This window comes from Terriglobia bacterium (assembly GCA_032252755.1).
GTDB lineage: Bacteria > Acidobacteriota > Terriglobia > Terriglobales > Acidobacteriaceae > JAVUPY01.
Genome location: JAVUPY010000062.1, coordinates 12189 through 38168 on the forward strand (window position 1 = coordinate 12189; position 25980 = coordinate 38168).

Here is a 25980-nt window from a genome sequence, read left to right on the forward strand (position 1 = left end):
CCAGTGGTGCGCTATTTCGGCGCCGTTGTCGGCAGAACGATCGTCCGGGACAATCGCTCTTTCGCGCGAATGATATGTGGCGTGACTACGATCAACAGTTCGGTATTTTCTGAAGAAGTACTTTCAGTACTGAAGAGTTTTCCCAGCCCAGGGATGCGCGACAGCAGCGGCAGTCCGGTCAGGTTTTTTTGTTCTGAACTCGTAAGCAGCCCGGCGACCACAATCGGTTCCCCATCCCGGGCCGAAATGAATCCCTTGTACTCACGGTTATTGATGATCGGGATTCCATTTACGCTTGTCGATCCCAGCGACCGTATTTCGAGATTGAAATCCAGGGCGACATCGTTCTGGCGGACCTGCGGCTTCGTCTTTAGCAGAATTCCCAGGTCTTCGTAGGTGAACGATGGAACCGGGGGAATATATGTCTCGTTCTGCAGCACTTTGTTAATCGCCGAACTGCTATAGATTGGCGCGTAGCTCGCATTGACGATGGGATACCGTGTCCCAATCCTGAAGTCTGCGGTGTCGTCGTGCGCTGCGTGCAAGGTCACGTGTTGCAGCAGGCGAAGTTGGCTGGTGTTCAGATTCAAGTGAAATGTCGTGCCCGGCAGCGTAAGGGCGCTCAGCGTAGTGCCGCCGCCAAAAAGTAGAAACGGCTGCGAGAAAATTGAATTCTGGCCGCTGAGCCCCTGTGCGATAAGCGCCGCTATTGCGGTACTTGTCGCCTGGTTGATCTGCCCTGACGAGATCAACTGGTTGATGATGTCCTGCACGCTCTGGTTCCCGAGCAGTTTCTGCGCTTCTGTCGGAACGTTGAATGCCGTGAAGTCATTCGGGAAATCGGTCCCGATCTGCTGGGCCGCTGTGCGCGAAACTTGGTACGCCTTCACATCGAGGAGAACCTGCGGCCGCCCGGTTGAAAGCTCGTCCAGGAATTTCGTCGCGGCATCCATCACCGGCTGCGGCGCGCGTACCACGATGCTGTTACTCGCCGGTTGTAGCGTCAGGTATCGAATGTCGAAGAGCACCCGCAGCGTTTGCGCAACTTCGTTCAGCTCCTGCGTCGTGCTCACGTTCGGAATGTAGAAAGTGCGCAGCGACATTCGCTGGAAATCGCGCCGGTTCTGCGGGTCGTCGTTGATGAACATTACCTGCTTTGGCGACAGCGCAATCCAGAACACCTTGCACATCTTCGCCATCAGCGAGGCCGCCGTCGGCCAGTCAACATCCCCGACCTCAAAGCGGACGTTCGCGTTTTTGACGGACTGATCGATGATCGGCGTCAGGCCATACGCCTGCGCAACCTGTTCGAGAATCTGCCGCGAGCTTCCGCGAAACTTAAATGTATGTACCCCAGGATTGGGCTGTAGATGGATTTCGTGCGACCCCGAAAACGAATCGATCTTATCGGAATGTTCCACCTGCGGCAGGTCGGGAAGGGAATCGCGCAGCCGTTGCCTTGCGAACTCGTTGCTCGGGTCAAGGTCGAGCGCCGACCGAAACGCGCCCATAGCCTGGATCTGATTCTTCGCAAGCAGCGCCGCATTGCCTCGCTGGATGTCGTCATAAACAACAATCTGCCGCAGCACCTCGCGCGCGGTCAGGTAATCAATGTTGCGCGGATCCAATTCAGCCGCCCGCTTGAAATGCCGGAATGCTTCATCGTTGTGCCCATCCTTTTTGTTGTTGACGCCTTCCTTGAACTCCCTGGCTGCCAGTTTCCTGTCATGCGCAGACGCAGCCGTCGGCACTGTCGCCACTGGTTGTGACGATTGCGCCCACACGGTCACTGCAAACAAGAGAACTGCCAGGAGGCTTTTCCGCATTGGTGGAAAGATTCTACAGCGAAGAGCAGGTGGAAAGTAGGATTCCGAACTCAGGCAGTGAACAGGTCCGCGCAGCAGAGAACGCTGAATTCAGGCTCCAGTTTCGACAGTTGCTCCAGAGAGTAGATTCCCGTTGCTACGGCGATAATCGGGCAGCCATTGGCCTTGGCCGCCGAAACATCGGTCGGGGTATCGCCGACAAAGCATACCGTCGCGGCCGCTCCCAATCGACGTCGCGCCTCGGCAACTGCATTGGCGAAGATTTCAGCCCGCTGCTCGTACCAAGGTTTATCGGCCACCGCCGGCAAGGGAGAACGGTCGCTAAACGATCCAAAGTTAAAGTATTGCTTTAATTCCCCCGCGGCCAGCTTCGGCCATCCAATTTCGGCCAGGTTTCCCGTCGCCACGCCCAGCAGTTTCTCCCGCCGCCGCAATGTCTCCAGTACCCGCGGAATCGCTGGGCAGACCTCAATGCGGAAGTCCATCGTATTGGCATGTGCACTGCGACGCATCACCGTCAGGGCCTCGGGCACTCGCCGCTCGAATGTTTCTTCGTCAATCCCGCCGAGTTGCACCGTTGCCCTGAGAATTCCGATGTCGGTATTTCCATGCACCGGAACTTCACTGACGTCCCGTTTGCATCCGTAGACCTCCAATAAGGCCGCCTGGAAAGCGCGATAGTGCACCAGGTCGCGACTGTTCAGCAGGGTCCCATCGATGTCGAAAACGTACGCGTCATAGGCAAGCCATGGCGCCTCGCGAACCGTCTGCCGCGAATTAATTTTGCTGGTACTCATTGTCTAAGTGAGATGCGCCCGAAGTGCGTCAGAGTCAGGCCGTGTCGGTAACCATGATTCGCTGGATCGATCGCGCACGTCCCGTCTTGTCGTCCGCGTCAATCAGCGCCGCGCAAAACCGCACGTCTCCCGAGGCCGCCTCGAACCGCACCGGAAGGTTCGTCAGGAATCGATTGATGATCAATTCCTTCTGTACGCCAATCACGCTGTCATAAGGGCCGGTCATTCCAACGTCCGTCTGATATGCCGTTCCCTTTGGTAAGACGCGCTCATCGGCCGTCGGCACGTGCGTATGCGTCCCCACCACCGCCGTAACGCGCCCGTCCAAGTAGAACCCCATCGCGACTTTTTCCGAGGTCGCCTCGGCGTGGATGTCTACCAGGATGACCTTCGCCGTGACCTGTTGCAGCAGTTCATCCGCCACATGAAACGGGTCGTCAATCGCCGTCATAAATACCCGGCCCTGGAGGTTCAGCACGGCGTAAGGCACGCCGGCCTTGGTCGTTCCCTGGTAAAGTCCTACCCCGGGTGTTCCCGACGGATAGTTCGCCGGGCGCAAAACCCTCTTCGCCGGACTGTAAGGTTCATTCGATGCCGAGTTGAAGTACTCGATGATCTCGCGCTTGTCCCAGATGTGATTGCCGGTCGTCAGCACGCTGATGCCAAGTTCGAAAAATTCTTCGGCGATCTGCGGTGTGAGCCCGAATCCGCCGGCCGAATTCTCGGCGTTGGCAATAACCAGATCGATCTTGTGCTCGTCGACAAGATGCTGCACCCGGTGACGGACAATGGTCCGACCGGGACGTCCAAAAATGTCTCCAATGAAGAGCAGGCGCAACGAGTGGCTCCGCGTTTCTGAAGCTGTTTATGGTATCACGACAAGGAATCGAAGACCGTGAACTCGCTCACGACTTTCCCGCAGCTCGCGTAAAGAGCGCTCCGGGTTCCGCCGGTACCGCAAATCGAAAACCGGCCAACAGGGAAGCAAACATAGGCAACCACCGCAAGACAAATTCCGCAAATGGGGAGAGGTGGCCGACTCGAATAAACGACTCGATTCCCAGCACCACAAAAACGACAAAGATCATCACGACCAGTCCCCGAGCCAGGTTCTTCAGCTCAAGGTGCCGGGTCGCCGCCAGGTAAAGAGCCAGCCCAACCCACAACACGAGCGTCAGCACCGCCAGGTAAGCCGCGGTCCTGAACAGCAGCGCCAGTGCCCAGTTGAGATGCTCACCGCGATTCACCAACGTCTCCAGTTGTGTGCTCGCTGTAACGTAGTTCCAGCCTGCCGAAAGCACGGCCGCCCAAACCGCCGCAAAGATGGCGCGGCCCTTATTCGAACTCAGCGTCATTCTAAGGCTCACAGGCTCTCCCTTAGTGCCCGTCGTCCAACTCGGCCGTCGCCAGGAAGTCGTAATCACCCGGCAACCCCAGCTTCACGTTCTTAAGCCGCTTTGAATGGACAAGGATGTTGTCGAAGTACCAGAGATTGATATACGGCAAATCGTGCGCAAGGATCCGCTGAATCTCAAAATAGTCTTTGCGCCGCGCTTCCTCGTCCACCGTACCGCGTCCGTCGGCGATCAACTTATCCACCTCGGGATTCGAATAGTAACTCCGGTTCGCTCGCTTTGGCGCAAAGCTCGCGCTATCGAAGACGTTTTCGAAAATATCCGGATCTTGATTCCCGCCGATCCACCGCATCGAGTACAACTGGAACGACCCCTTCACCACGTCCGCATAGAAGGTCGCGAATTCATAACTCCGAATATCGAGCGCGATCCCAACATTCCGCAACTGCTGCTGCAGCACCGCCGCGAACAGCCGCGTCGACTCCTCTGTCGACGTCTTCATCGTCAAATGGAAACGAATGCCATCCGGCCCAGGTTTATAACCGGCCTCATCGAGCAACTGCCGAGCCCTGGCCGGATCGTGCGGGTAATGCTCAACGTCTCCGTTATAGGCCCAACTCTGGGGCGGAAGAATGCTGTCTGCCGGACGAACCTGGTCGCGCCATAGATACTTGATGAGCGGTTCGCGATTAAGCGCATATGCAATCGCCTGCCGCACTAGCAGATGCTTCAGGATCGGATCGCGAAGATTCATCGTGAGATACGCATATATGGTTCCCGGCGCACGCTCCGTCACCAGGTCCGGGTCGTGCTCCAGAGTCACGACAGTATCGGGCGTGAGCGCGTTGATCTCCGCATCGGCGCTGCCCTTGCGAAGTTCCAGTGCCCGCGTCGTAGGATCCGGCACCACCACGAACCGCACCCGCGGAATCTTCGCCGGTGTGCCCCAGTAATTTGGATTGCGCTCGACGATGACGTCCTTATCCTGCGCCATGCTCACCAGCCGAAATGGGCCGCTGCCGATAGGGTGCCGGCTGAAATCCGCCCCGGCCCCATTTGGCACGATTCCGAACGCGCCATCGGAAAGATTCCAAAGCAACGTCGCGTACGGCTGTTTCAGCTTGATGATAAGCGTGTACGGGTCCGGAGCCTCGACATGATCGATGAACTGATATGTCGCCGCCTTCGCTGTCCTGATCTTCCCGCGCATGATCGAATCCAGCGTCCACTTCACGTCTGCCGAGGTCAGCGGCCGCCCGTCAGAAAATCCAACGTCGTGCCGCAGGTGAAAGATGTACGTCAGCGGATCGGGAATCTCCCAGCGCTCGGCCACCCACGGTTGCAAATTCAAATGCTCATCACGCCGCACCAGCGAGTCGAACATCAACTTGTCGATACGTTCCGACTGCGCATCCGTTCCAACCCGCGGATCGAGATTCGTCGGACTGCTCTCGATGATCATGACGGCGGTGTTGACAGGAGGCTTGCTCGAGCAGGATGTAAGAAGAAAAATGAGACCTAAAACAAAGACCGCGAGCAGGCGGCAAATTACGCAAAAGGCTTTGTCATCCTGGCCCTGAGTGAAGCGAATGGGAAGGTTCCCTTCGGACACGACGACCGTCTTCTCCCATCCTTCACACATACGAAACCTTGCCCAGGATCATCGCCCGCCGTGCTCCTGTCGCCGACGGAATATTCGAGGGCTGCCTTCGCCACGTCTGGTACCCCAGCAACGCAAATGCCACCGCCTCTTTCGCGTCCACCGGGAGCCCGACATTCGCACTGGTCTGAATCTTCAGCTTCATCGGAGCCAGTTGCTCTTCGACCATCCGCATCAACGTCGGGTTCTTTGCGCCACCGCCCGAGACAATGAAGTCGCGATACCTGTTCCGCTTCATCACCATCTCGACCGAGGTTGCGATCGTCCGCGCCGTGAGCGCCGTCGCAGTCGCCAGGACGTCGTTCTTTCCCGCCCGCCCGCAGCGCCGTTGAAACCAGGTCACGAAATCTTCCCCAAACTGCTCTCGCCCCGCCGTCCGCGGAGGCTTCTGCCAGAAGAACGGTGACGCCAGCACCTGGTGAATCACTCGCTCGATTGGTTCGCCCTTCATAGCCGCCTTGCCATCCACGTCGTAGCGCTTGTTTAGAAGCCGAGTCGCCAGTGCATCGATGACCATGTTTCCTGGCCCCGTGTCGAACGCGACAACCTGCTCTGGTTTCGCTCGTGCGGGAATCGCCGTGAGATTCCCGATCCCGCCAATGTTCTGCACGATCCGTCCGCGCCGCCGATGCCGAAACAGCACATAGTCGAGGAAGGGAACCAGCGGTGCCCCTTTTCCTCCCGCAGCCATGTCCGCCGGACGGAAATCCGAAACCACCGGAACACCCACCCGCGCGGCGATGAGCGACCCGTCTCCCGTTTGCCACGTCACCGCAAGCTTTCGTCCGAGAAAATTCTGCGCATCGCCCTGGTGATATAGCGTCTGCCCGTGACAGCCGACGAGTTCGCATTTAAGTCGGGCAGAGCGCTGCGCGGAAAGAATTGCTTCAGAATAGAGTTCCGCGAGAAGAAAATTCAGCCGTGCGAGGTCAGCCACCTTGGCCGACTTCGCGTCCATCGCCGCCAGCACCGCTCGCCGCACCGGAGAGGGATACGGAAATGCCTTGTGTGAGAGCAGTTCGAATCTCGTCCGGAAGCCGCGACCCATCACCCGCACTAGGGCAACGTCGATTCCGTCCGCCGAAGTTCCGCTCATCACGCCGGCAACGATCATCGCGCGCTCACATGGCCAGCCGGCGATTCGCCGACAGCCGGACCTCTTCTGTGAATGTCCAGTTCTTCTGCCGTAATCTGTCGATCGTCTCTTGGGCGGGCGCTGGCGCCATCTTGCGCTTCAGTGCCGGCGAGCGCTTCTTGATTGCAATAGTGCGCTTCGCTGCCGTCTCCACCATTGCCCGGAAACGCCGGTCGCGCTCCGCCTCGCGCAGCACCGCCTCATACGCCCGCTCGACCGATTCTTCTTTCTGACAAACCAGGAAGCTATCCGCACCCGCTCGAATACAGGCGACCGCAGCATCCTCGATCGACGCCGCCGCCAGGACGCCACCCATGTCGAGATCGTCCGACAGGATGATTCCCCGGTATCCAATCTTCTTCCGCAGAATATCCGTCAGCCACTTCTTGGAGATCGACGCCGGAGCCCGGTCCTTCGTCACCGCCGGATACGCGCAATGCGCCACCATCACGAATGGCATTTGCGCCTTCAGCTTTCGATAGGGCAGCAGATCTTCTTCCCACAACTGCTTCCACGAACGATCCACAGTGGGCAAATCGACGTGGGAGTCGAGGTTCGACCCGCCAAGCCCCGGGAAATGTTTCCCGCTCCCCAGGACATGACAATCTTTCAACCCTTGCAGCAGCTCTTTCGCGTACTCAATTGTATCCTTTGGAGATGCGCTTACGGTTCGAGAGCTAAGAACCTTACTCGAAGCCGGCAGTCCGAGATCGAGCACGGGCGCAAAATCAACGTTAAACCCCAGCGCCCGAACCTCCGCTCCCAGAAGCCGGCCATGGTCACGATAGAGCTTTCGCACCCCGGTCGCCGCCACCTGCGACACTGGCGGTACCGGCGCAATCATGTCTCTGAGTCGATCGACCACGCCCCCCTCCATATCGACACACAGAAACATGGGTATCGCAACCGCACGCTGTGATTCCCGCAACAGCGAGTGCGTCTGCTCGGGAGAGACGAGGTTACGCTTGAAAAGAATGATTCCGCCCGGCTGCATCACCGAAAGACGGTTGCAGAGCTGTGGCGTGAACTCCGTACCATCGAAACCGCAGATGATCAGTTGTCCAACTTGCGATCGAACATCTTTCGAAGCTTTTTTCATGACAATGTGCCGATGAATTATCGCCTGTCCGAAGCGAACTTAAAACCCGTAGTCACCTAGAGAGTTATAGAGACGAAGCCAGGGAACGCAAAGGAGCGCTAACCCTCAGCGTCCTCTGCGTTGATCCTTCAATCTACCTGCTTCTTCAACTCGTGCAGCAGATTCAGCGCTTCGAGCGGCGTCAGGTTGTTGAGATCGGTCTCCCGCAACCGGTCAACGAGAGTATTCGACAGCGGCGTGAAGATCGTCAGCTGCATCGAGCGCTGCGCCGATTCCTGCCCGGAGAGATGTTCCGTCGCCCGTTGCTCTGCCGTTTCGTGCTCCACCAGCACCTCGCGCGCGCGCTGTATGACCTCGGCCGGCAGCCCCGCCAGTTTCGCGACCTCTATGCCGTAGCTCTTATCTGCCGCGCCCTTCTCCACCTTTCGCAGGAAGACGACATTGCCGCCCTTTTCCTTCACCGAGACGTGATAATTCTTCACGCCTTCGAGCAGCGTCTCGAGGTCGGTCAACTCGTGGTAGTGGGTGGCGAACAGTGTCTTCGCTCGGGTGCGCGCGTGAATGAATTCGACAGCTGCCCAAGCGATCGCCAGCCCATCATAGGTCGCCGTCCCGCGCCCGATCTCGTCCAGCAGAATCAGCGACTGCCGCGTCGCCGTATTGAGGATTGCAGCTGTCTCTGTCATTTCCACCATGAACGTCGACCGCCCGCGCGCGAGATTATCCGCGGCCCCGATGCGGGTAAAAATGCGATCCACAATGCTGAGCCGAGCTGAACGCGCCGGAACGAATGCTCCCATCTGCGCCATCAGCACAATCAGCGCCGTCTGCCGCAAATACGTCGACTTGCCGCCCATATTGGGCCCTGTAAGCACCAGTACTGAATGCGAGCTGTTGTTGAGATAGAGATCGTTCGGTACGAACCGGTCGTTCGAGCCCGTCAGTTCCGGCTGCTCGATCACCGGATGCCGCCCCTCCAGCACCTCGATATCGCCGCTCTCATCGAACTTCGGCCTGCAATAGTTTTGGATGGCCGCCAGATGCGCCAGAGCCGCGAGCACGTCGACCTCGGCCAGCGCGAGCGCCGTTTGCCGAATCCGCTTCGCCTCAGCGGCAATCGCCCCGCGCAACTCCACAAACAGCCGCCGCTCAATCTCGACAATCTTCTCCTGCGCATCGAGAACCTTAGTCTCGTATTCCTTCAACTCAGGCGTAGTGAAGCGTTCGGCCCCGACCAGCGTCTGCTTGCGCTCATAGTCCGGCGGCGCCAGGTGCAGGTTCGCCTTGCTGATCTCGATGTGGTAGCCAAACACATTGTTGAACTTCACCTTCAGCGAGTTGATCGTCGTGCGCTGCCGCTCGCGTTCTTCAATCTGCGCAATGTACTGCTTGCTGTTCCGGCTCAGGTCGCGCAGTTCGTCGAGACTGGAGTCGATCCCCGGCTGAATCACTCCGCCATCGTTCAAAGTCAGCGGCGGTTCGGGGACAAGCGTCCGTTCAATGCGCTCGCGAATGTCCCCAAGATCATCCAGCAGCGTATGCAGGCTTGCGAAACGTTCGGACTTCAACCGCGCCAGCGCCCCTCTCGTCGCGGGCAGCTTTCCGAAAGACGCCGCCAGCGCAAGCAAATCTCGCGGATTCGCCGCCTCCAGCGTCACCCGGCTCAGCAGCCGCTCGATATCGAGAATGCCCTCCATCGACCGTCGCAGCTCTTCGCGCGCAACGATGTCCCCGACACCGGCTTCCACCGCATCCAGCCGCGCATTGATTTCACCGACATCGATCGACGGCCGCAGCATCCACGCCCGCAGCAGTCGCTTGCCCATCGGCGTCACCGTGCGATCAATCGCGCGGAAAAGCGTCACGTTATCGCTGGTTCCCGCGAACAACGGCTCAACCAGTTCGAGATTGCGCACCGTCACCGCGTCCAGCACCAGACAGCTCAGCCGCTCGTAGTACCCGATTCGGTCGATGTGCACCAGCGAACCGCGTTGTGTGCTTTGGGCGTAATGAAGAATCGCCCCAGCCGCACTCGCCGCCGCCGCTCGCCCCGCCAGACCGAATCCCTCGAGTGAAAGAACCCCAAAATGATTCTCAACCAGGGGAATCGCGTAATCCGGCGCGAATACCCAATCTTCCAGCGGTGTTTCCGCCCAACTGATCCCCGGGGCAATCTCGCAACTCGCAATGCGCGGAGCGGCCGCCGTCAACGGCGCACTCCCGGAAACGTGGTCCTTTGCCAGCTTTGCCGTAGTCGGCGCTTCCGTCTCCGGCAACCGCAACGCCCGGCGCGACTGCGGAAACAGGGGCAGGGAAGAGGCGTACAGAAGTTCACGGGGACGCAACGTCTGTAGCTCTTCCTGTATCCGCCGGTCGGCGTCCGCTCCTTGGAACTCTGTCGCGCGAAACTCCCCAGTCGAGAGGTCCAGCGCCGCAAATCCGACAACGTCTCCATGCCGCGCGACGGCCGCCAGGAAATTGTTTTCCTCCGACCCCATCTGGCTGTCGATTGCCGTGCCCGGCGTGAGCACGCGCGTCACCTCGCGCCGCACCAGCTTCTTCGCGAGCTTCGGATCCTCGACCTGATCGCAAATCGCGACCTTGTATCCTTTGCGAATCAGCCGCGCGATGTAGCCCTCCGCGGCGTGGTAGGGAACTCCACACATCGGCACATGAATGCCTTTTTCCTTGCTGCGTGCCGTCAGCGTAATCTGCAGTTCGCGCGCCGCAACCACAGCGTCATCAAAGAAGAGCTCGTAGAAATCGCCAACCCGGAAAAACAGCAGAGCACTGGGATGTTCTTTTTTGATCGCGGCGTGCTGCCGCATGAGTGGGGTCGACGGCTCGGACATTGTCTTAGGAGTGCGGCGAAAGTATAGCAAGCGCAGGGTTGAGGGTGTGTGTGGAAAAAGTGAGTAATCATTTAGGCGCAGAGGACGCCGAGATTGCTAATGCGTAAAGAGACTCATCGACCTTCGGATTGATTACTTCTATCCGTGTCGCCCTCACCGCGCGTTCTTTATAATCCATCTCCATGAAAACGACCCTGCTGTTTGCCCTGGTCCTGCTTGGTTCCCTCCGACTCGCCGCTCAAACCGAATTCATCAATCCGAAGGGTCTCGCTGCGCCGCACGGCTACACGCACGTCATCACGACGGCCGGGTAAGATGGTCTTCATCTCCGGCCAGGTTGCGATGGACAAACAAGGGCACCTCGTCGGCAAGGACGATCTCCGCGCCCAAACCAAGCAGGTTTTCGAAAACCTGAAAACCGCGCTCACCGCCGCCGGTGCGACCTTCGACGATGTCGTAAAGATCACCTGGTACGTGAAGGGCTACAACCCGCAACTGTTGCCGATCCTGCGGGATGTTAGGGATGAATATGTCAAGAAGGAGGCCCCGCCTACCAGCACGCTGGTGGGAGTGGCGTCATTGTTCCAGAATGACTACCTGCTGGAGGTGGATGCCGTCGCCGTCATCCCGCAGAAGCAATAAAGGGCCTTTCACTCATCAATGTGAAAATCGTCAGTGCGGCGGTGATCTCCGCCGCCCCCTCCGCGTTGATCTTTCCGCCGGGTTGACTCCGCCGTCTGGCGGTGTTCTTCTATTCTCGTATGGAGTTGCGGAAAGACCCCATAACGCGCTCATGGATCGTCACCGGCGACGATAGCGAAGCCGGGCCGCACAGTGAGCCATTCTGCCGTTATTGTCCCGAGTCGCCCAAGCAGGCCCAGGTGATCTCGTCCATGCCGTCGGTCGACGGTGGCCCCTGGGCAGCGCGCGCGGTAGTGCATCCCGCTCCCCTTTACCATGTCGAGGGTGATCCCACTCGCCGCGGTGTTGGCCTCTACGACACCATGAAATCTGTCGGTGCGCACGAAGTCCTCGTCGAGAACCCACGCCACGACCGCCATCTCTGGGTCGCCTCCGACGCTGAAGTCGAACAGTTCCTCGTTCTCTGCGCGCAACGGATCCAGGATCTCAAGAAAGATCGCCGCTTCAAGTACGTCTCCGTCTTCAAGGATTACGGTACTATCGCTGGGCAGGAATTCGACCACCCGACGTCGCAGATCATCGCCACGACCTTCGTTCCCCGCCGCGTCCTCTATGAACTCCGCGCCGCCCGCGAGCACTACCTGAGCAAAGAACGCTGCGTTTTCTGCGATATCCTTTCGCAGGAACTCCAGCAGAAGACACGCATCGTCGAAGTGCGCGGTGACTACGTCGCCTGCTGCCCCTTCGCGCCTCGCGTCCCATTTGAAACCTGGATACTGCCGTGCCACCATGACGCACATTTCGCGCGCAGCGGACTCTCTCGCTTCGGTGTGCTGCGCGACTGCGCTGCCATCCTGCGCCGTACCCTGAACCGCATCCGCTCCATCACTGACAGCTTTCACCTCGTCCTTCACACCTCGCCCAACACCCTGCACAAGTCGCAGGTGCTGAACTACTGGAAGACGATTGACGAGGACTACCACTGGCACATCGAAATCCTGCCGGTGATTGCGAGTAAGGCGAAGTCCTATACATTCAAAGAGGTGTACTACTCGGCGATATCGCCTGAGACAGCCGCCGCCCGCCTCCGCGAAGCCCCGACTGACTTCCGCCCCGGCTACATGCCCTAGCGCCTTGGTGCCCCACGTCTGCGCTCTTTTCGCAGATGTTGGTCCTCTCCGCTGGGCCAATTAGCCAATCCTAAAATATCAACTAAAGTTTTAGTTACTTTTCCCGAATTATTGCGTCTAATACGGCTAGGAGGCCAGAACCGGTGCCCAGGCGACCATCCGCGACCTTGACCGAAGCCGAGCTTCGAATCATGGAAGTCCTCTGGCAGCGGCAGTCGGGTACCGTTCAACAGGTCCTTGAAGCCCTGCCACAGCGCCCCGCATTGGCCTATAACTCCGTCTTAACTATCATTCGCATCCTGGAGAAGAAGGGCTACGTCGAGCACGTTAAGGACGGTCGCGCGCACATTTACGCTCCTCTCGTCGGAAGGGAAGATGCCCGCCGATCCGAAATTCGTCACCTGGTCAGTCGCTTTTTCAAGAACTCTCACGAACAACTCGTGTTGAACATTCTGGAAGAGCGCGGAGTCGACCGCGAAGAGTTGAACCGGCTCAAAAAGATGTTGGAGGCCAGCGAAATGAAGGAGGCCGAAAAGCTGTGATGGGCTTTCTGGTCTCCACTCAATGGATCGCGGAGCGGGTACTGAACTCCATCCCCGAAGGCCTTTTGATTGCCGCATTCGCCTGGCTGCTGCTCTGGTTGGTAGGTCGACAGAATTCCGGAACCCGCTTTGCCGTCTGGTTTGCTGCCCTGCTCGCAATCGCCGCAATCCCGTTCGTTCCCGCAGTCCCTGTAGGTGGCTCGGTTGCCCGCGCCGTTCATGCCGAAGTGAATTTACCCGGTTCGTGGGCTGCCGGAATCTTCGCCGTATGGGCACTGATTGCATTACTCGCGGCTGTTCGCCTGACGCTTGGCTTGTGGCGCCTGCGTTCATTGCGTCGAAACGCTTCTCCAATATCCACGGACGATCCTCTAATCCTCGCAACGATCGAGCATTGCAGGTCCATTCGCCCAGTTGATGTTTGCGCATCATCTGAAGTCCGCGTTCCGACCGCCATCGGATTTTTCCATCCTGTAATTCTGATCCCCGAATGGGCCGTTGCAGAACTTCAGGCGGAAGAACTTCGTGCCATCGTCCTTCATGAGTTCGCGCATCTGCGCCGCTGGGATGACTGGACCAACCTGTTGCAGAAGATCGTCGGCACCTTTTTCTTTTTCCATCCCGCCGTACTTTGGATCGAGCGACGTCTCTCCCTCGAACGCGAGATGGCCTGCGACGATGCCGTTCTCGCCGAAACCGGCAACCCACACCTTTACGCCCGCTGCCTCGTATCGCTCGCGGAGCGCAGCTTCCTTCGTCGCAGCATCGCAATGGCGCAGGCCGCGATCACTCGGACTAAGGACACATCCCTGCGTCTCGCGCAGATTCTCGATCTCGAGCGCCCCAAGGCCACTCGCGTATTAAGCCCGGTGGTTGCGGCCGTAGCTGTCTTTGCTGGGCTTTGCATTTATGCGTTTCCCAATGCCCCGCAACTCGTCGCCTTCGACCAACCGGTAGCGCCCGCCCTCACTATGCCCACTGTTCCAGCCACCCTCGCCTACGACTCTGCTCCTGTAGTGCCGAAATCTATGGTGATTGAAGCGTCAGCCCATCTCGACCGAGTTTCAGTGACGAAACGAGCAGCGAGAGAAATGCAACAGGGCAAGGTGATACTTGCGACGCACAAGACTCTGTCCGCAGGCCAGCCACGCGAGATTCTACTGCGAGCTAAGCAGGCACAGCATAGGCCCCTGGTAGTGCAGGCCATTGTGAAACGGCCTACGCCACTTCCGCCGCAATTCGTGGTCTTCACACAATCAACGGAATATTTTCGCAAGGGTTCTTCAATCATGTCCTATTCGGTATGGCGCGTAATGCTCGTAACGGCGAAGCCGGTGAGCAATAAGCCACCGAATCAAACGTAAAAAATTTTTACCCCAAGCAACTAAATGCTTAGTTGAATGACAAAACGATTTCGGACTTTCAAAGGAGAAAGAAGAAAATGAACCAGGGAATCGAGAACAAAGTTAGAAAACTCACCCGCGGCGCCATCGTTCCCGCACTCGCGGTCGCGATAGCCGTGGGCGTTGGAGCCTATGAGTTGGCCAAGCCTGCATCGGCGGCTTCGCCGTCGCCCACGGCACCGGCGCCGGCTCTCACTGCAACTAGCGTCGAACCCCTCATTGCTTACGATCACGCCATGGAAGTGCTCGCGGCACGCGTTACGCCCGCTGTCGTGAACGTCACCGTCACCTCGAAGACGAAGGGCGGCGATGAGGAGGGCGGGCTTCCGCCGGAAATCCAGCACTTCTTCGGAAACCAGTTCGGCTTCCAGTTCCCGCAGCAACAGCAGGGACCGCGGATCGAGCACGGCCTTGGTAGCGGCGTCATCATTTCGCCCGACGGCTACATCGTCACCAACAACCACGTCATTGAGAACGCGACCGACATCCGCGTCACGATGAAGGACCGCCAGGTGATGAGGGCCAAACTCATCGGCGCCGATCCCCTCACCGATCTCGCCGTCATCAAGATCAACGGCACAAACCTGCCCAGCGTTCCCTTCGGCGACTCCACGAAGCTCGAGCCCGGACAGACCGTGCTCGCGTTCGGCAACCCATACGGCTTCCGCTTCACCGTGACGCGTGGAATCGTCAGCGCGCTCAACCGGCCAAATCCGGAAACGGATCGACGCAAGCCCGGCGAGTTCATTCAGACCGACGCAGCCATCAATCCCGGCAACTCCGGGGGCCCGCTCGTCGACGCCCGCGGCCAGGTCATCGGCATCAACACCTTCCTGATCTCCGGCACCGGTTCTTTCTCGGGCATGGGCTTCGCCATCCCAACCCAGATCGTGAAGCCGACGGTCGATGCTCTCATCAAGTACGGCAAAGTGAGCCATGGCTACATGGGAATCGGCATCACCGACGTCACCCCTGAAAACGCGAAGTTTTTCGACATGCAGAAAGCCGAAGGTGCTCTTGTCGATCAGGTTGAGCCCGATACTCCGGGCGCGAAAGCTGGTCTAAAGACTGGCGACGTCATCACGGCACTCAATGGTAAACCGATCAACGACGCTGGACAGCTCCAGGTCGAAGTCGGACAAACTGCGCCCGGTACGACCATTCAGTTAGGCGTCGTTCGCAATGGAAAGAACGAAACTATTCCGGTCACCCTCGAAGCCATGGGCAAGAAGGCCGGCGAAGTTTCCGCCAGCAACGAAAACGGTAAGCCGCGCTGGGGTCTTGGTCTTGCCGATCTCACACCCGACATTCGCCAGCAGATCCAGGCTCCGCAGAATGTAAGTGGCGCCGTCGTCGGCAGCGTTCAGCCCGGCAGCCCGGCCGATAACGCCGGCATCCAGAAGGGCGACGTCATCGTCTCCGTCGATCGCAAACCGGTCAGCAACGCCGAACAGGCTTCGCAAGCGCTGAAGAGCATCCCCGCCGGACAGGACGCCCTCATCCTCGTCTGGTCGCAGGGTGGCAACACCTTCCGCGTCCTGCACCCCAACGGCTGATAGACTCTCCCCACAACGGTGTTAACCGTGCCCCACATCTGCGGCTGTTAGCAGATGTGGGGTTTTTGCATTCGTCCTTCTGATTGGCTTTCAATCGTCAGTGTGAAAGTCCTCCATCGTCAATCTGGCCCACAAGGGTTGCTACAATCTCGCCATGCTCCGACGCGTCAAGACCTACACCGCCCAGACCGGCCTCGTCTACGAGTACTACTTTGTAGGCCAGCGTCAGGCAATCGGTGAGGTTCCGGCCACCGAGTACATCTTTGACATCATCAGCGACCGCCGGGCCCGATACTCCGTCAGCGTCTTCATCCACAAGGACGGCCTCGATTCCTGGGCCGCGAGTCATGCTCGCCGCCTCAGCGATTCCGAGCAGTACGCCCTCGCTAAGTTACGGCTACAGCAGGGCTTCGACGAAACAGGCGACATGCTCGCCGAGGGGCGTAGCCTGAACGTCGGTCCCGGCAATATCGAAGAACTCCTCGCCCCACTGGACCTTTCCTGAACCCAGACGTTCTGAGTTTTGTGATGTCAGTCACAAATACCTGTGATTCACATACTTAGCTCCGATACAAGCGGCTTTATAATCAATAGGTCTGGTGGGGAACTCTGGGCAACCGCTGGGTCCTGCGCCGGAAACCAGTTATGCCTTTGCTTTGGCTCAGGGTCGCCATTTTCCTATACGCCGTCGGGCTTATCCACGCGTTGCTCCTCCTTCTCAAAAAAGAGTGGCTTGCGCACGTTGCCGTTCCCGCCGTCGGCTTGGGGATGGTTTTCCATTTCGTCTCGCTCACCGAACTGGCTCTGACGGAAAACTACCTCTTCCTGCTGACCATCCGTCACGCCGAATCCGCCATGGCGCTGCTCATCGGTTGCGTGTTCATGTACCTGTTCGTGCGCTATCGCACAGTGTCGCCGGGAATCTTCATGTTCCCGCTGATGTTCCTGCTGACATTCGCCTCGGAGATGGCGCAGCGGCCACCGGCCACGAATTCACCGCTCATTCATAGCTGGCTCATTCCGGTTCACGTTTCGCTATTGCTCATTGGCTACGCAGCGTTATTCCTCAGCTTTGTCGCTAGCCTTCTTTATCTTGTTCAGTCGCGTAACCTGAAACGAAAATCGCCGGCTAATCAGTTCAGCCGCCTGCCCGCACTCGAAGTCATCGACCAGATCGGCTACAAATCGTTGATTTGCGGTTTTCCATTCATGACCTTTGGCCTGGTAGCTGGTTCCATCGTCGCGCAGGCCAAGATAGGCCCCGATTATTTTCTCGACCCCAAGGTTCTGCTCTCTTTCCTGATGTGGGGCGTTTACATGGTGCTGCTCTACACCCGGTGGAGTTCCGGTTGGCGCGGACGCCGCGCCGCTTATCTCGCGACCTTTGCATTTGCCGCCGCCGTTTGCGCGTGGGTGGCCAATTCCATCAGCACCGTGCACAGGTTCATCGCCCCATGAACTTCTTCGTCATCGGCGTGAATCACAAGACGGCTCCGGTTGAAGTCCGCGAGCGCTTCGCCATTCCTGAGGCGCAGCTGCCCGACGCTCTCCGCCAACTGACTGAGGTTCCCGGTATCGAAGAAGGCATGATCGTTTCCACCTGCAACCGCGTCGAAATCATCGCGCGCACAATGAATGGAAACTGCGATCTTCGCGGTTTTGTGAATAAGTACTACGGCTTCGAGCCCGGCCAGTACGATCGCTACGTTTTCGAGCATCGCGGCAAAGACGCCATCCGTCACCTGTTCCGCGTCGCCTCAAGCCTCGACTCCATGGTCGTCGGCGAACCGCAGATCCTCGGCCAGGTTAAAGAAGCCTACGCCGTCGCCCGCGCCGTAGGCGCTGTGCAATCGCATCTCGATGCGTTGCTCACCCGATCCTTTGCCGTCGCTAAGAAAGTTCGCAGCGAGACCGCCGTCGCATCCTCGTCCGTCTCCGTGGCTTCGGTTGCCGTCGAACTCGCCCAGAAGATTTTCGGCGAACTCAACGGCAAAGCCATCTGCCTCGTCGGCGCCGGCAAGATGTGCGAACTCGCCGCCCGCCACCTGATCGCCCACGGAGCAGGGAAGATCTACGTAGCGAATCGCACCTTCGAGCGCGCCGTCGCCCTCGCGCGTAAGTTCAACGGCGACGCGGTCTCCTTCGACAAGCTCTACGAGACCGTCGAAAAAGCCGACATCATCATCAGTTCCACCGGCGCGCCCCACGCGATTTTCCGCAAAGAGCATGGCGAGCACTTCCTCAAGGTTCGCAAGAACCGGCCCATGTTCTTCATCGACATCGCCGTACCCCGCGACATCGATCCCAAGATCAACGACCTCGACGGAATCTTCGTCTATGACATAGATGACCTGCAACAGGTCGTCTCCTCCCACCTTGGCGACCGTAAGCGTGAAGCCGATCGAGCCGAAGCCCTCGTTGCCGACGAGGTAGAACGGTTCGAATCACGTCTCCAGACCCTGAACGTGGTTCCGACCATCGTGTCCTTGCAGGAGCATCTCGAGACCGTGCGCCAGGCCGAAATCGACCGTCTCCGCGGGCGCCTCGGTGAACTCACCCCCGAGCAGGAGATGGCAGTCGAGGCGCTCACCAAGGGGATTATTAACAAGATCATGCACACGCCCATTACTACGTTGAAGAGTGCAGCGCGTGATCACGAAGCCACGACCGTTGTCGAACTCATCCGCAAGCTCTTCAACCTGAGGACGGCGCCCGATGGACGGTCCGAACAGGCCATGGGCGCAGCGGCAGGAACAAGTGACGAAGAAAGCGATAACACCTCCGAGGGATAGGACGTATACATGGCCCGGTTAAGAATCGGTTCACGCGGATCACAACTCGCACTCTGGCAGGCCAATCACATTTCGGCACTGTTGCGCGAGAAGGGCCATGAGGTCGAACTCGAGATCATTAAGACGACAGGCGACAAGATCACCGATGTCGCGCTGGCCAAGGTAGGCACAAAAGGCATGTTCACAAAGGAGATCGAAGAAGCTCTCGCTGCCGGGCGCGTCGACCTCGCCGTGCACAGCCTCAAGGACCTGCCCACCGATCTGCCCTCCGGATTCGAAATCGCCGCTATCACCACGCGCCAGAACCCGCGTGATGTCTTTCTCTCGGTTAAGTACGACAGCATCGACGCCCTCCCGAACGGCGCCAAGGTCGGTACCAGCAGCCTTCGCCGTCAGGCGCAACTAAAAGCGATCCGGCCCGATCTGTTCATCTTCCCCCTGCGCGGCAACGTCGATACGCGCATGCGCAAGCTCGAAGAAGGGCAGTACGACGCCATCATTCTTGCCGCCGCCGGTCTCTTCCGCCTCGGCAAAACGCAGTTGGTAAAGCAGTTAATTGAAGAAGACACGATGTGTCCCGCCGCCGGCCAGGGCGCCCTCGGCATTGAAATCCGCCAGGATGACACCCGTATGCGGGAGTTGCTCGCGTTCCTCGACGACGAAGACGCGCGTGCAACGACAGTTTGTGAACGAGCACTACTCAATAAGCTGGGCGGTGGTTGCCAGGTGCCCATCGGCGCTTTTGCCGAAAAGGACGGAAGCGTCCTGCGCCTGACCGCCATCTGCGCACGCCCGGATGGTACGGAAGTTATTCGCGAGGTTCAGACCGGCAACGATCCGGTCGAATTGGGCGAACGCGTCGGCGAGACAATTTTGCGCCGCGGCGGCGACCAGATCCTTCGCGAAGTTTATGGCACGGCTGCGGTTGTGCCGAGCGAACCATAGGATTGTGATATGAGCAGTATGGTTTCCACTTTGACAAAGGCGAAATCCCCACTCCCTCACAGCAAACGGGGCAACGGCCAACTGCCACTTGATGGCTTTCGTGTACTTGTCTCCCGCGCCCGTCAACAGGCCGGATGCCTTTCAGAACTTCTCCGGGCTGAAGGCGCCGACGTCCTCGAGATTCCGTTCATCGAAATCCGCCCGCCGCGCTCCTACAAGTGCATGGACGACGCGCTGCGCCTCATCAGCGAATACGAGTGGCTGATCCTGACCAGCGTCAACGGCGTCAACGCCTTGTTTGAGCGCATGGAAAAGCTCGGCATTCCCAAGCGCCGCCTCATACCGCTGAACATCGTCGCTATCGGCCCTGCGACCCGCGCCGCCATCGAAAAGCACGGATTGCCGGTGGCGCTCATGCCGAAGGAGTATGTCGCCGAAGCCGTCGTGCAGGCCCTCGATGGCAAGGTCCGGGGAAAGCGTGTGCTCCTCTGCCGCGCCAAGATCGCCCGCGACGTCATTCCTCGCGAACTCCGTCTGCTCGGCGCTTTCGTCGACGTCGTCGAAGCCTACGAAACCGTGATCCCGGCGGCCTCGCGCATCAAACTGCGCCGCGTTCTTCGCGACCAACTGCAGCGGCCGCACGCGATCACCTTCACCAGTTCCTCTACCGTGAAGAACTACGTGAGCCTGCTCGGAATTCGCAGCGGCAAGTCGAAACTCGTTCAGGGAGTCTGGAACGCATCGATAGGTCCCGTAACGTCGGAGACATTGCGCGAGTACGAACTCAACGTCGACGTTCAGGCCACCGAGTACACAATCCCCGGCCTGATCAAGGCGCTGTCCGAGTACGCCGCCAAGAACCGACCGGGAAAGCCCTCGTAGCGAAGTTCCCAAAACGTCCTTGACCCACATCTGCCTCTTTCAGCAGATGTGGGCATTCCGCACTCATGACAACCCGCGCACCTCATCTTGATACACTCTGACTTTCACTATGTATCGTACTGACGATCTTCGCATCAAGTGGACCAAGGTCCTGCTCCCTCCGGCGTTTCTCGAAGAGGAACTGCCGACCACCGAGAAGGCTTCCGCCGCTGTCCATCAATTCCGCAGCGAAATCGTCGACATCCTCGACGGCCGCGATCGCCGTCTCCTCGTCGTAGTCGGTCCATGCTCGATTCATGACACAAAGGCCGCGCTCGATTACGCGCAGCGCCTGAGATCCGCCGAAAGGGAACTGTCGAAAGAGTTGCGCCTCGTCATGCGCGTCTACTTTGAGAAGCCGCGCACGACCATCGGCTGGAAGGGCCTCATCAATGACCCGCATCTCGACGAGACGTTCAACATCAATGACGGCCTGCGCATCGCGCGTCGCCTGCTCGTCGATCTCGCCGAACTCGGCGTACCCGCCGGAACCGAATTCCTCGACATGGTGACGCCGCAGTATCTTGCCGGACTCGTCAGTTGGGGCGCCATCGGCGCGCGTACTACCGAGAGCCAGGTACACCGCGAACTCGTCTCCGGCCTTTCCTGTCCCGTCGGCTTCAAGAACGGAACCTCTGGCAACGTCCAGATCGCCGTCGAAGCCGTGCTCTCCGCCGCGCACCAGCACAGCTTCCTCGGACACACCAAGTACGGCCAGTCCGCCATCTTCAATACGACGGGAAATCCCAACTGCCACGTCATCCTTCGCGGCGGCCGCACCACCGTGAATTACGACGCCGAATCCGTCGCACAGGCCAGCGCGCTTCTCGAGAAATCCAAACTCCCGGCGCGCCTCATGATCGACTGCAGCCACGCCAACAGCAACAAGGACTACCGCAAGCAAGCCTTGGTCTGTCGCGACGTCGCCGCGCAAATCACAAAAGGGAACCGCAACATCATCGGCGTAATGCTCGAAAGCAACCTCGTCGCCGGCGCCCAAAACCTCACCCCGGGGCAGCCGCTCACTTATGGCCAAAGCATCACCGACGCCTGCCTTGGGTGGGACGAGACGCTGCCACTGCTGAAGGAGTTGGCGACAGCGGTTAAGGATGGACGGTAGACTTGTTCGCTCTGTGTCGTGCTCCAGAGCTGCCGGCAATTTCGAACTCCGCATTGTTTATTTGTCGGTAAACCTTAGACGGAGCAGGTACCCCCTCCCCCCTGGCCGAAACTTTAGAATCAATCGCTTAAGTTAGAAATGCTGATTAAATACTTTGAAATCAGCAGATACAGGGAAGAAATAGATTCCAAAGGACTTAGCCCGCAAAACTGACTGTTCTGGCCCCGGATTGACGATTGACGATTTTCACATTGACGATTGAAAAGCGTCGATTCCGGGTGGAAGGTGCCGGTTGCCGCACCTGGCGAAGTTTACAAAGAGCTAACGCAAACGGCGCCCGAAAGAGGGCGCCGCTGGTGGACTGATCCATGTTGAGAATGTGGGGTGAGGGGAGTGCGTGTCTGTGATGTCAATGGAAAAAGTTTTGGCTTATTCCCGAATCGGGAAAAAGGCGCAGACTCGGCCCTGTTCCCAACAACAATCCGTTGATACTATTCCTGCGAATGTTCCGTACAAGCCGGAGCTTTCCATGACTCCATCCGAATCGTCGGGAACCACAAAGCCCACGCAACTAATCATCACTACCGCATTGATGGCTTTTGCGGTCATCGCTGCGCTCGTTGGAGCGATTTGGCTTTGGTCAACTCTTCCGCATCCTCTCACGGGCTCAGTACTTCTGTTGGGCTGTTCGAGTGTTTTGCTTTGGTTCTATTGGCAGGGATACGGTGCGGCGCGATGGACGGTCTTGGTGCTGAGTGTGCTTCTCATTATTGACGCACTGAACGTACTCTTCCGACTGCCGCTCCTTGCGCCATTTTCAGCAGAGCCAGACCTAACCTTTGGCAAAGCGAAGTATGTGATCCAACTGTGCATCTGCACATACGTTGTCGGTTGGCTAGTCACAAGAAACGCAGCTCGTTATTTCAGTGCAGACGCCCGGCGAGAGCGCAATTCGCTGCTTGTCGCGAGAAGCCGATAGAGATTGTTGTTGATATATCGGCTCACCCTAACCTATCCAGAGTAGCCGGAGTACAGCCGTGAGCAAGACCAAATACGTCAGCTATCGTGAGCGCGGATTCTACGTCTACGACGTTGCTTTGGGCGTGTTCCTCCAACAATTTTTCGATGCCGCAGAAGCCAGTGAGCACGTGAACACAGAATGGCTGATGAGTGCCGTTTCGGATTGGCGCGTCTCCGCTTGCATTCAAGATATTGGGATGACTCTTGATGAACGCTGGTCAACGTCGCAGTGCCAGACGATTGTCGCATTGGCAGAGGAAGCCTGTAGAACGCTAGAACAGAGAGACTCGATTCCTGCCAAAGAAATAGTTCAGTGGCGCATTTTGGACGACGAACATATCTTTCCTCGTGGTGCGATGGAAGTCTCCACAGCACCAATTATCGAACTGGGACGTGCAATCATTGCGCTGGTCGAAGGCAACTTGCCCATCGCACCTGAGGGCAAGGCTTGGTTCTACGGCACGGAAAAAGGCCGTCAGATACTGGCATTGCGACCTTAGTTGTCGAGAAATCGTCATCGCATAATCTATCTGTGTCTGTCGTCGCGCAAGGCACGACTTGAGAATGTCAATTGGATCGCTACCCCGGACTCACGTCCGTGGCTACTTTCTCGGCTCGTTGGTGCCGTAAAATCCACCTGTGTTCTTCCTGTCCGCACCACCGCGTGCTGTCGTTCGAGATTTCATCGAGCAGCAGAGTCAATCTGAATTTTCCTACTCGGAGGTGGGCACGACGGCTGGCGCGATGCCGAAGGGATACAACCTGGATCACCATCGCATCCAGCTTGGCTCCGGCGCGGCGTCGTGGAATGACGCGCTGAACGCGTTCCGCAGATGGCAGGTGTTCGATATTCCATGGGTTCGGCTGTATTGGCCCAATTTGCGCATGCATGTCGGCGTCACGGTTGCGCTGCAGGTCCGGCACTACGGTTTCTACTCCTTAAATGCGTGCCGGATCGTGTACGTGATCGATGAAGTGGAGCCTCTTCGGCGCTTCGGCTTCGCGTATGGAACCTTGCTCGATCATGCCGAGAGCGGCGAAGAGCGGTTCGTGGTGGAGTGGAACCGCGCTGACGATGGCGTCTGGTACGACATCACGGCTTTTTCACGACCACGACACGCTCTCGCGAAATTGGCGTATCCCGTGTCACGCTCACTTCAAAAGCGATTCGCAGCGGCATCCGCCGCCGCTATGCAACGAGCCACTTTTCCACGCGCTGAAGCGCGTGGCTAGACATGGCGTGCTCGCTCCGCGAGCGAAATCGTCAATCCGACATTCGTCAATCGTCAATTATTCTTTGAAGTGCGGTCTCGGCTGCTTCGTAACATACGCTGCGACATCGTAAGCCTGGTCGACCGAGAGGTCCGGGGTTCCTTTTGGCATGTTGGCATGCACGAAGGATGCGAACGTTTCCAGCTTCGCCATTCCGGCGCCATCGTTGAATGATTGTGGGCCCCACAGCGGCGGAGCCTGCACGGTTCCGGCGCCATCGGCTCCGTGACAGAGCGCGCATCGCACTGCGAAGATACTCTGGCCGTTAGCGCGATCGGGATCACGCGTCGGCTGCACGCGCTTCACGCCGAGCCACGGAACATCTGAGTAGATGGGAGTGCCGCGCGAGATCCACGCGAAATACGCTTGCAGCGCCTGCATCTCGCGGCTCGTCACCGGGGCGGCGCGGCCGTTCATGCTGCGCTCGAAGCACTCGTTGGTTCGCGCCACCAGGTCCGTCGCGTAGTTGGTACGTTTGCGGTACTTGGGATAGGTCGCCGCGACTCCGACCAGCGGTATGCCCTCGTCGACCAGTCCCGCCGCGAAATGGCAACTGCTGCAATTGAGCTTGTTCCCGGTGTAGGCCGGAGCGTAGGTCGCGGTGTGCATCATGATGTCGTAACCGAGCAGCACGGCGGGACGCAGTTGCGGCGGAGCGTCTTCGGGATTCGGCGCCTTGAAGCGCGGTGCCTTGGCAGAGACAGCAGGCGGAGCGGGGGCGCGATATTTTTCCATGAACAGATAGACGATCCCGACGTAGAGCAACACCACGGCCACGACCATCGAAGCGAGGATGACGCTCAATTTCCGCATCGCGATGCTCCCGCAATGTCTCCGAGACAACAGCAGTGTCCCCCAGGGGCTAAAGCCCGAACTCTCGGGGACCCTCTTCGGCACGGCTGAAGCCGTGACCCTTCAAAACCGATGCTGTCGCCGATGCCCTCGTTCCTCAGTGCTTCACCTCCTGCGGCGGCCCTGAAAATCCATACTTGCTGAAGATGGCCTGCGCCTTGTCACTCAGCAGAAACTTTGCAAAGGCCCGCGCCGCTTCGGCGTGAGGCGCGTCCTTGAAGATGCCCGCCTGGTAGATGCCGTTCATGTTCTGCTCCGGCGGAATCTCCACCATGGCAATCGGGTTTCCGATCATCTGCTGAAACGGGGCTTCGGAATACCACACCACCCCGGCATCTGATTCGCCCAGCATAATCCGGATCGGCGTCTGCCGGTGGTGAATGTGGGTGAGGAACGTGGTTCCATCCTGCACCTTCGTCTTCATGATCCGGTTCACCAGTTCGTCCCCGCCTGCCTTTTTGTACGACGCAGTAATCAGGTTTGCCACGCCCTCCCACTCCGGATTCGGCATGGAGATCCGCACATCATTGCGTGCGAGATCCTTTAATGACCGTATCCCCTTCGGATTCCCTTCGCGCACCATGATCGCCAGTTTGTTCTGCGCATACGTTTCGACGCTCTCAAATCGGTCTTCCTTCTGGAACTGCTGAATGCGCCGCGCACCCGCCGTGTAGATATCCGGCTTGATCGCTATCCGCAAGTTCCCGATAATCAGCGCTCCCTGGTCGATCTGCTTCGCCAAAATACCGGGCGGCAGCGTCTCCCAGTAGATTCGCTGAACTTCCGGGTGCTCCTGCCGGAAAGCCTCCATCAGTTCGTGCGTCGCCATGAACTGGTTCCCGGCGAAAAAGATCACCAGTTGCGGATCGACAATGTCGCCATGCAGGTCGGGAACGTCGTCGATCTGCGGAACCGTGAAATTCAGGCCATTGGTCGGTGGCGGACTCCATGGTGGCCAAACCTTCGCAGCCTTGGGTGGGGTCGGATTCTGGGCAAGAACCGTGGCGGCGAGGCACACCGCCACGCTTAACAACAGCAAAACTATCTTGCTGGACATGATC

General features: G+C 58.5%; 24 protein-coding genes. 14 read left to right on the forward strand and 10 right to left on the reverse strand.

Going from position 1 to position 25980, the window contains the following annotated elements:
* Positions 1-11: 11 nt before the first annotated feature.
* The 8 genes from ROO76_14485 to mutS all read right to left on the reverse strand — a co-directional run bounded on the left by ROO76_14485 (position 12) and on the right by mutS (position 10724).
* Positions 12-1826, reverse strand: coding sequence for a hypothetical protein (locus ROO76_14485; protein ID MDT8069369.1), 1815 nt, complete (start codon positions 1824-1826; stop codon positions 12-14).
* Positions 1827-1876: 50 nt separating this feature from the next.
* Positions 1877-2623 (reverse strand): HAD hydrolase-like protein, encoded by a 747-nt coding sequence (locus tag ROO76_14490; GenBank protein MDT8069370.1) that lies wholly within the window; start codon positions 2621-2623, stop codon positions 1877-1879.
* 34 nt (positions 2624-2657) lie between these two features.
* Positions 2658-3461 (reverse strand): TIGR00282 family metallophosphoesterase, encoded by an 804-nt coding sequence (locus ROO76_14495; GenBank protein MDT8069371.1) that lies wholly within the window; start codon positions 3459-3461, stop codon positions 2658-2660.
* A gap of 67 nt (positions 3462-3528) precedes the next feature.
* Complete coding sequence (locus tag ROO76_14500; protein MDT8069372.1) at positions 3529-3990, reverse strand: hypothetical protein; 462 nt, start codon at positions 3988-3990, stop codon at positions 3529-3531.
* 10 nt (positions 3991-4000) lie between these two features.
* Positions 4001-5620, reverse strand: coding sequence for an ABC transporter substrate-binding protein (locus ROO76_14505; protein MDT8069373.1), 1620 nt, complete (start codon positions 5618-5620; stop codon positions 4001-4003).
* Entirely contained in the window at positions 5613-6752 is a 1140-nt protein-coding gene (locus ROO76_14510) for an anhydro-N-acetylmuramic acid kinase (GenBank protein MDT8069374.1), read from the reverse strand. The genes ROO76_14505 and ROO76_14510 overlap by 8 nt, the downstream gene beginning before the upstream one ends.
* A gap of 7 nt (positions 6753-6759) precedes the next feature.
* Positions 6760-7872: a beta-N-acetylhexosaminidase gene (nagZ, locus tag ROO76_14515; protein ID MDT8069375.1), complete on the reverse strand. Its 1113-nt coding sequence runs from the start codon at positions 7870-7872 to the stop codon at positions 6760-6762.
* A 128-nt stretch (positions 7873-8000) separates the two neighbouring features.
* On the reverse strand, positions 8001-10724 hold the full coding sequence (gene mutS, locus ROO76_14520) for a DNA mismatch repair protein MutS (GenBank protein MDT8069376.1): 2724 nt from the start codon (positions 10722-10724) through the stop codon (positions 8001-8003).
* Between the two features lie 182 nt (positions 10725-10906).
* Here mutS and ROO76_14525 point away from each other — a divergent pair, with 182 nt between their 5' ends.
* The 14 genes from ROO76_14525 (at position 10907) to ROO76_14590 (ending at position 24028) form a co-directional block, all read left to right on the forward strand.
* A complete protein-coding gene (locus ROO76_14525) occupies positions 10907-11038 on the forward strand; it encodes a hypothetical protein (GenBank protein ID MDT8069377.1) in 132 nt (43 codons plus the stop codon).
* 1 nt (position 11039) lies between these two features.
* A complete protein-coding gene (locus ROO76_14530) occupies positions 11040-11366 on the forward strand; it encodes a RidA family protein (GenBank protein MDT8069378.1) in 327 nt (108 codons plus the stop codon).
* Between the two features lie 119 nt (positions 11367-11485).
* Complete coding sequence (locus tag ROO76_14535) at positions 11486-12496, forward strand: hypothetical protein (GenBank protein ID MDT8069379.1); 1011 nt, start codon at positions 11486-11488, stop codon at positions 12494-12496.
* A gap of 143 nt (positions 12497-12639) precedes the next feature.
* Positions 12640-13038 (forward strand): BlaI/MecI/CopY family transcriptional regulator, encoded by a 399-nt coding sequence (locus tag ROO76_14540; GenBank protein MDT8069380.1) that lies wholly within the window; start codon positions 12640-12642, stop codon positions 13036-13038.
* On the forward strand, positions 13038-14402 hold the full coding sequence (locus ROO76_14545; GenBank protein ID MDT8069381.1) for a M56 family metallopeptidase: 1365 nt from the start codon (positions 13038-13040) through the stop codon (positions 14400-14402). The genes ROO76_14540 and ROO76_14545 overlap by 1 nt, the downstream gene beginning before the upstream one ends.
* 77 nt (positions 14403-14479) lie before the next feature.
* A complete protein-coding gene (locus ROO76_14550; GenBank protein MDT8069382.1) occupies positions 14480-15997 on the forward strand; it encodes a Do family serine endopeptidase in 1518 nt (505 codons plus the stop codon).
* 154 nt (positions 15998-16151) lie between these two features.
* A complete protein-coding gene (locus ROO76_14555; protein MDT8069383.1) occupies positions 16152-16502 on the forward strand; it encodes a hypothetical protein in 351 nt (116 codons plus the stop codon).
* 140 nt (positions 16503-16642) lie between these two features.
* Positions 16643-17455 carry a cytochrome c biogenesis protein CcsA gene (gene ccsA / locus ROO76_14560; GenBank protein MDT8069384.1) on the forward strand — a complete coding sequence of 271 codons (813 nt, stop codon included), beginning with the start codon at positions 16643-16645 and terminating at the stop codon, positions 17453-17455.
* Positions 17452-18789 carry a glutamyl-tRNA reductase gene (hemA, locus tag ROO76_14565; protein MDT8069385.1) on the forward strand — a complete coding sequence of 446 codons (1338 nt, stop codon included), beginning with the start codon at positions 17452-17454 and terminating at the stop codon, positions 18787-18789. Before ccsA ends, hemA begins: the two co-directional genes overlap by 4 nt.
* A gap of 9 nt (positions 18790-18798) precedes the next feature.
* Complete coding sequence (hemC, locus tag ROO76_14570; GenBank protein MDT8069386.1) at positions 18799-19734, forward strand: hydroxymethylbilane synthase; 936 nt, start codon at positions 18799-18801, stop codon at positions 19732-19734.
* Positions 19735-19743: 9 nt separating this feature from the next.
* The gene (locus ROO76_14575; GenBank protein MDT8069387.1) at positions 19744-20616 is read left to right on the forward strand and encodes a uroporphyrinogen-III synthase; all 873 of its coding nucleotides are present in this window, start codon (positions 19744-19746) and stop codon (positions 20614-20616) included.
* 109 nt (positions 20617-20725) lie between these two features.
* Positions 20726-21775, forward strand: coding sequence for a 3-deoxy-7-phosphoheptulonate synthase (locus tag ROO76_14580; protein ID MDT8069388.1), 1050 nt, complete (start codon positions 20726-20728; stop codon positions 21773-21775).
* Between the two features lie 1037 nt (positions 21776-22812).
* Positions 22813-23295, forward strand: coding sequence for a hypothetical protein (locus ROO76_14585; protein ID MDT8069389.1), 483 nt, complete (start codon positions 22813-22815; stop codon positions 23293-23295).
* Positions 23296-23434: 139 nt separating this feature from the next.
* Complete coding sequence (locus tag ROO76_14590; GenBank protein ID MDT8069390.1) at positions 23435-24028, forward strand: DUF1990 domain-containing protein; 594 nt, start codon at positions 23435-23437, stop codon at positions 24026-24028.
* A 57-nt stretch (positions 24029-24085) separates the two neighbouring features.
* Here ROO76_14590 and ROO76_14595 read toward each other — a convergent pair whose 3' ends face one another.
* Together ROO76_14595 and ROO76_14600 are read right to left on the reverse strand one after the other, a co-directional pair.
* Positions 24086-24880 carry a c-type cytochrome gene (locus ROO76_14595; protein ID MDT8069391.1) on the reverse strand — a complete coding sequence of 265 codons (795 nt, stop codon included), beginning with the start codon at positions 24878-24880 and terminating at the stop codon, positions 24086-24088.
* Positions 24881-25016: 136 nt separating this feature from the next.
* Entirely contained in the window at positions 25017-25976 is a 960-nt protein-coding gene (locus tag ROO76_14600; GenBank protein MDT8069392.1) for a substrate-binding domain-containing protein, read from the reverse strand.
* Positions 25977-25980 lie beyond the last annotated feature (4 nt).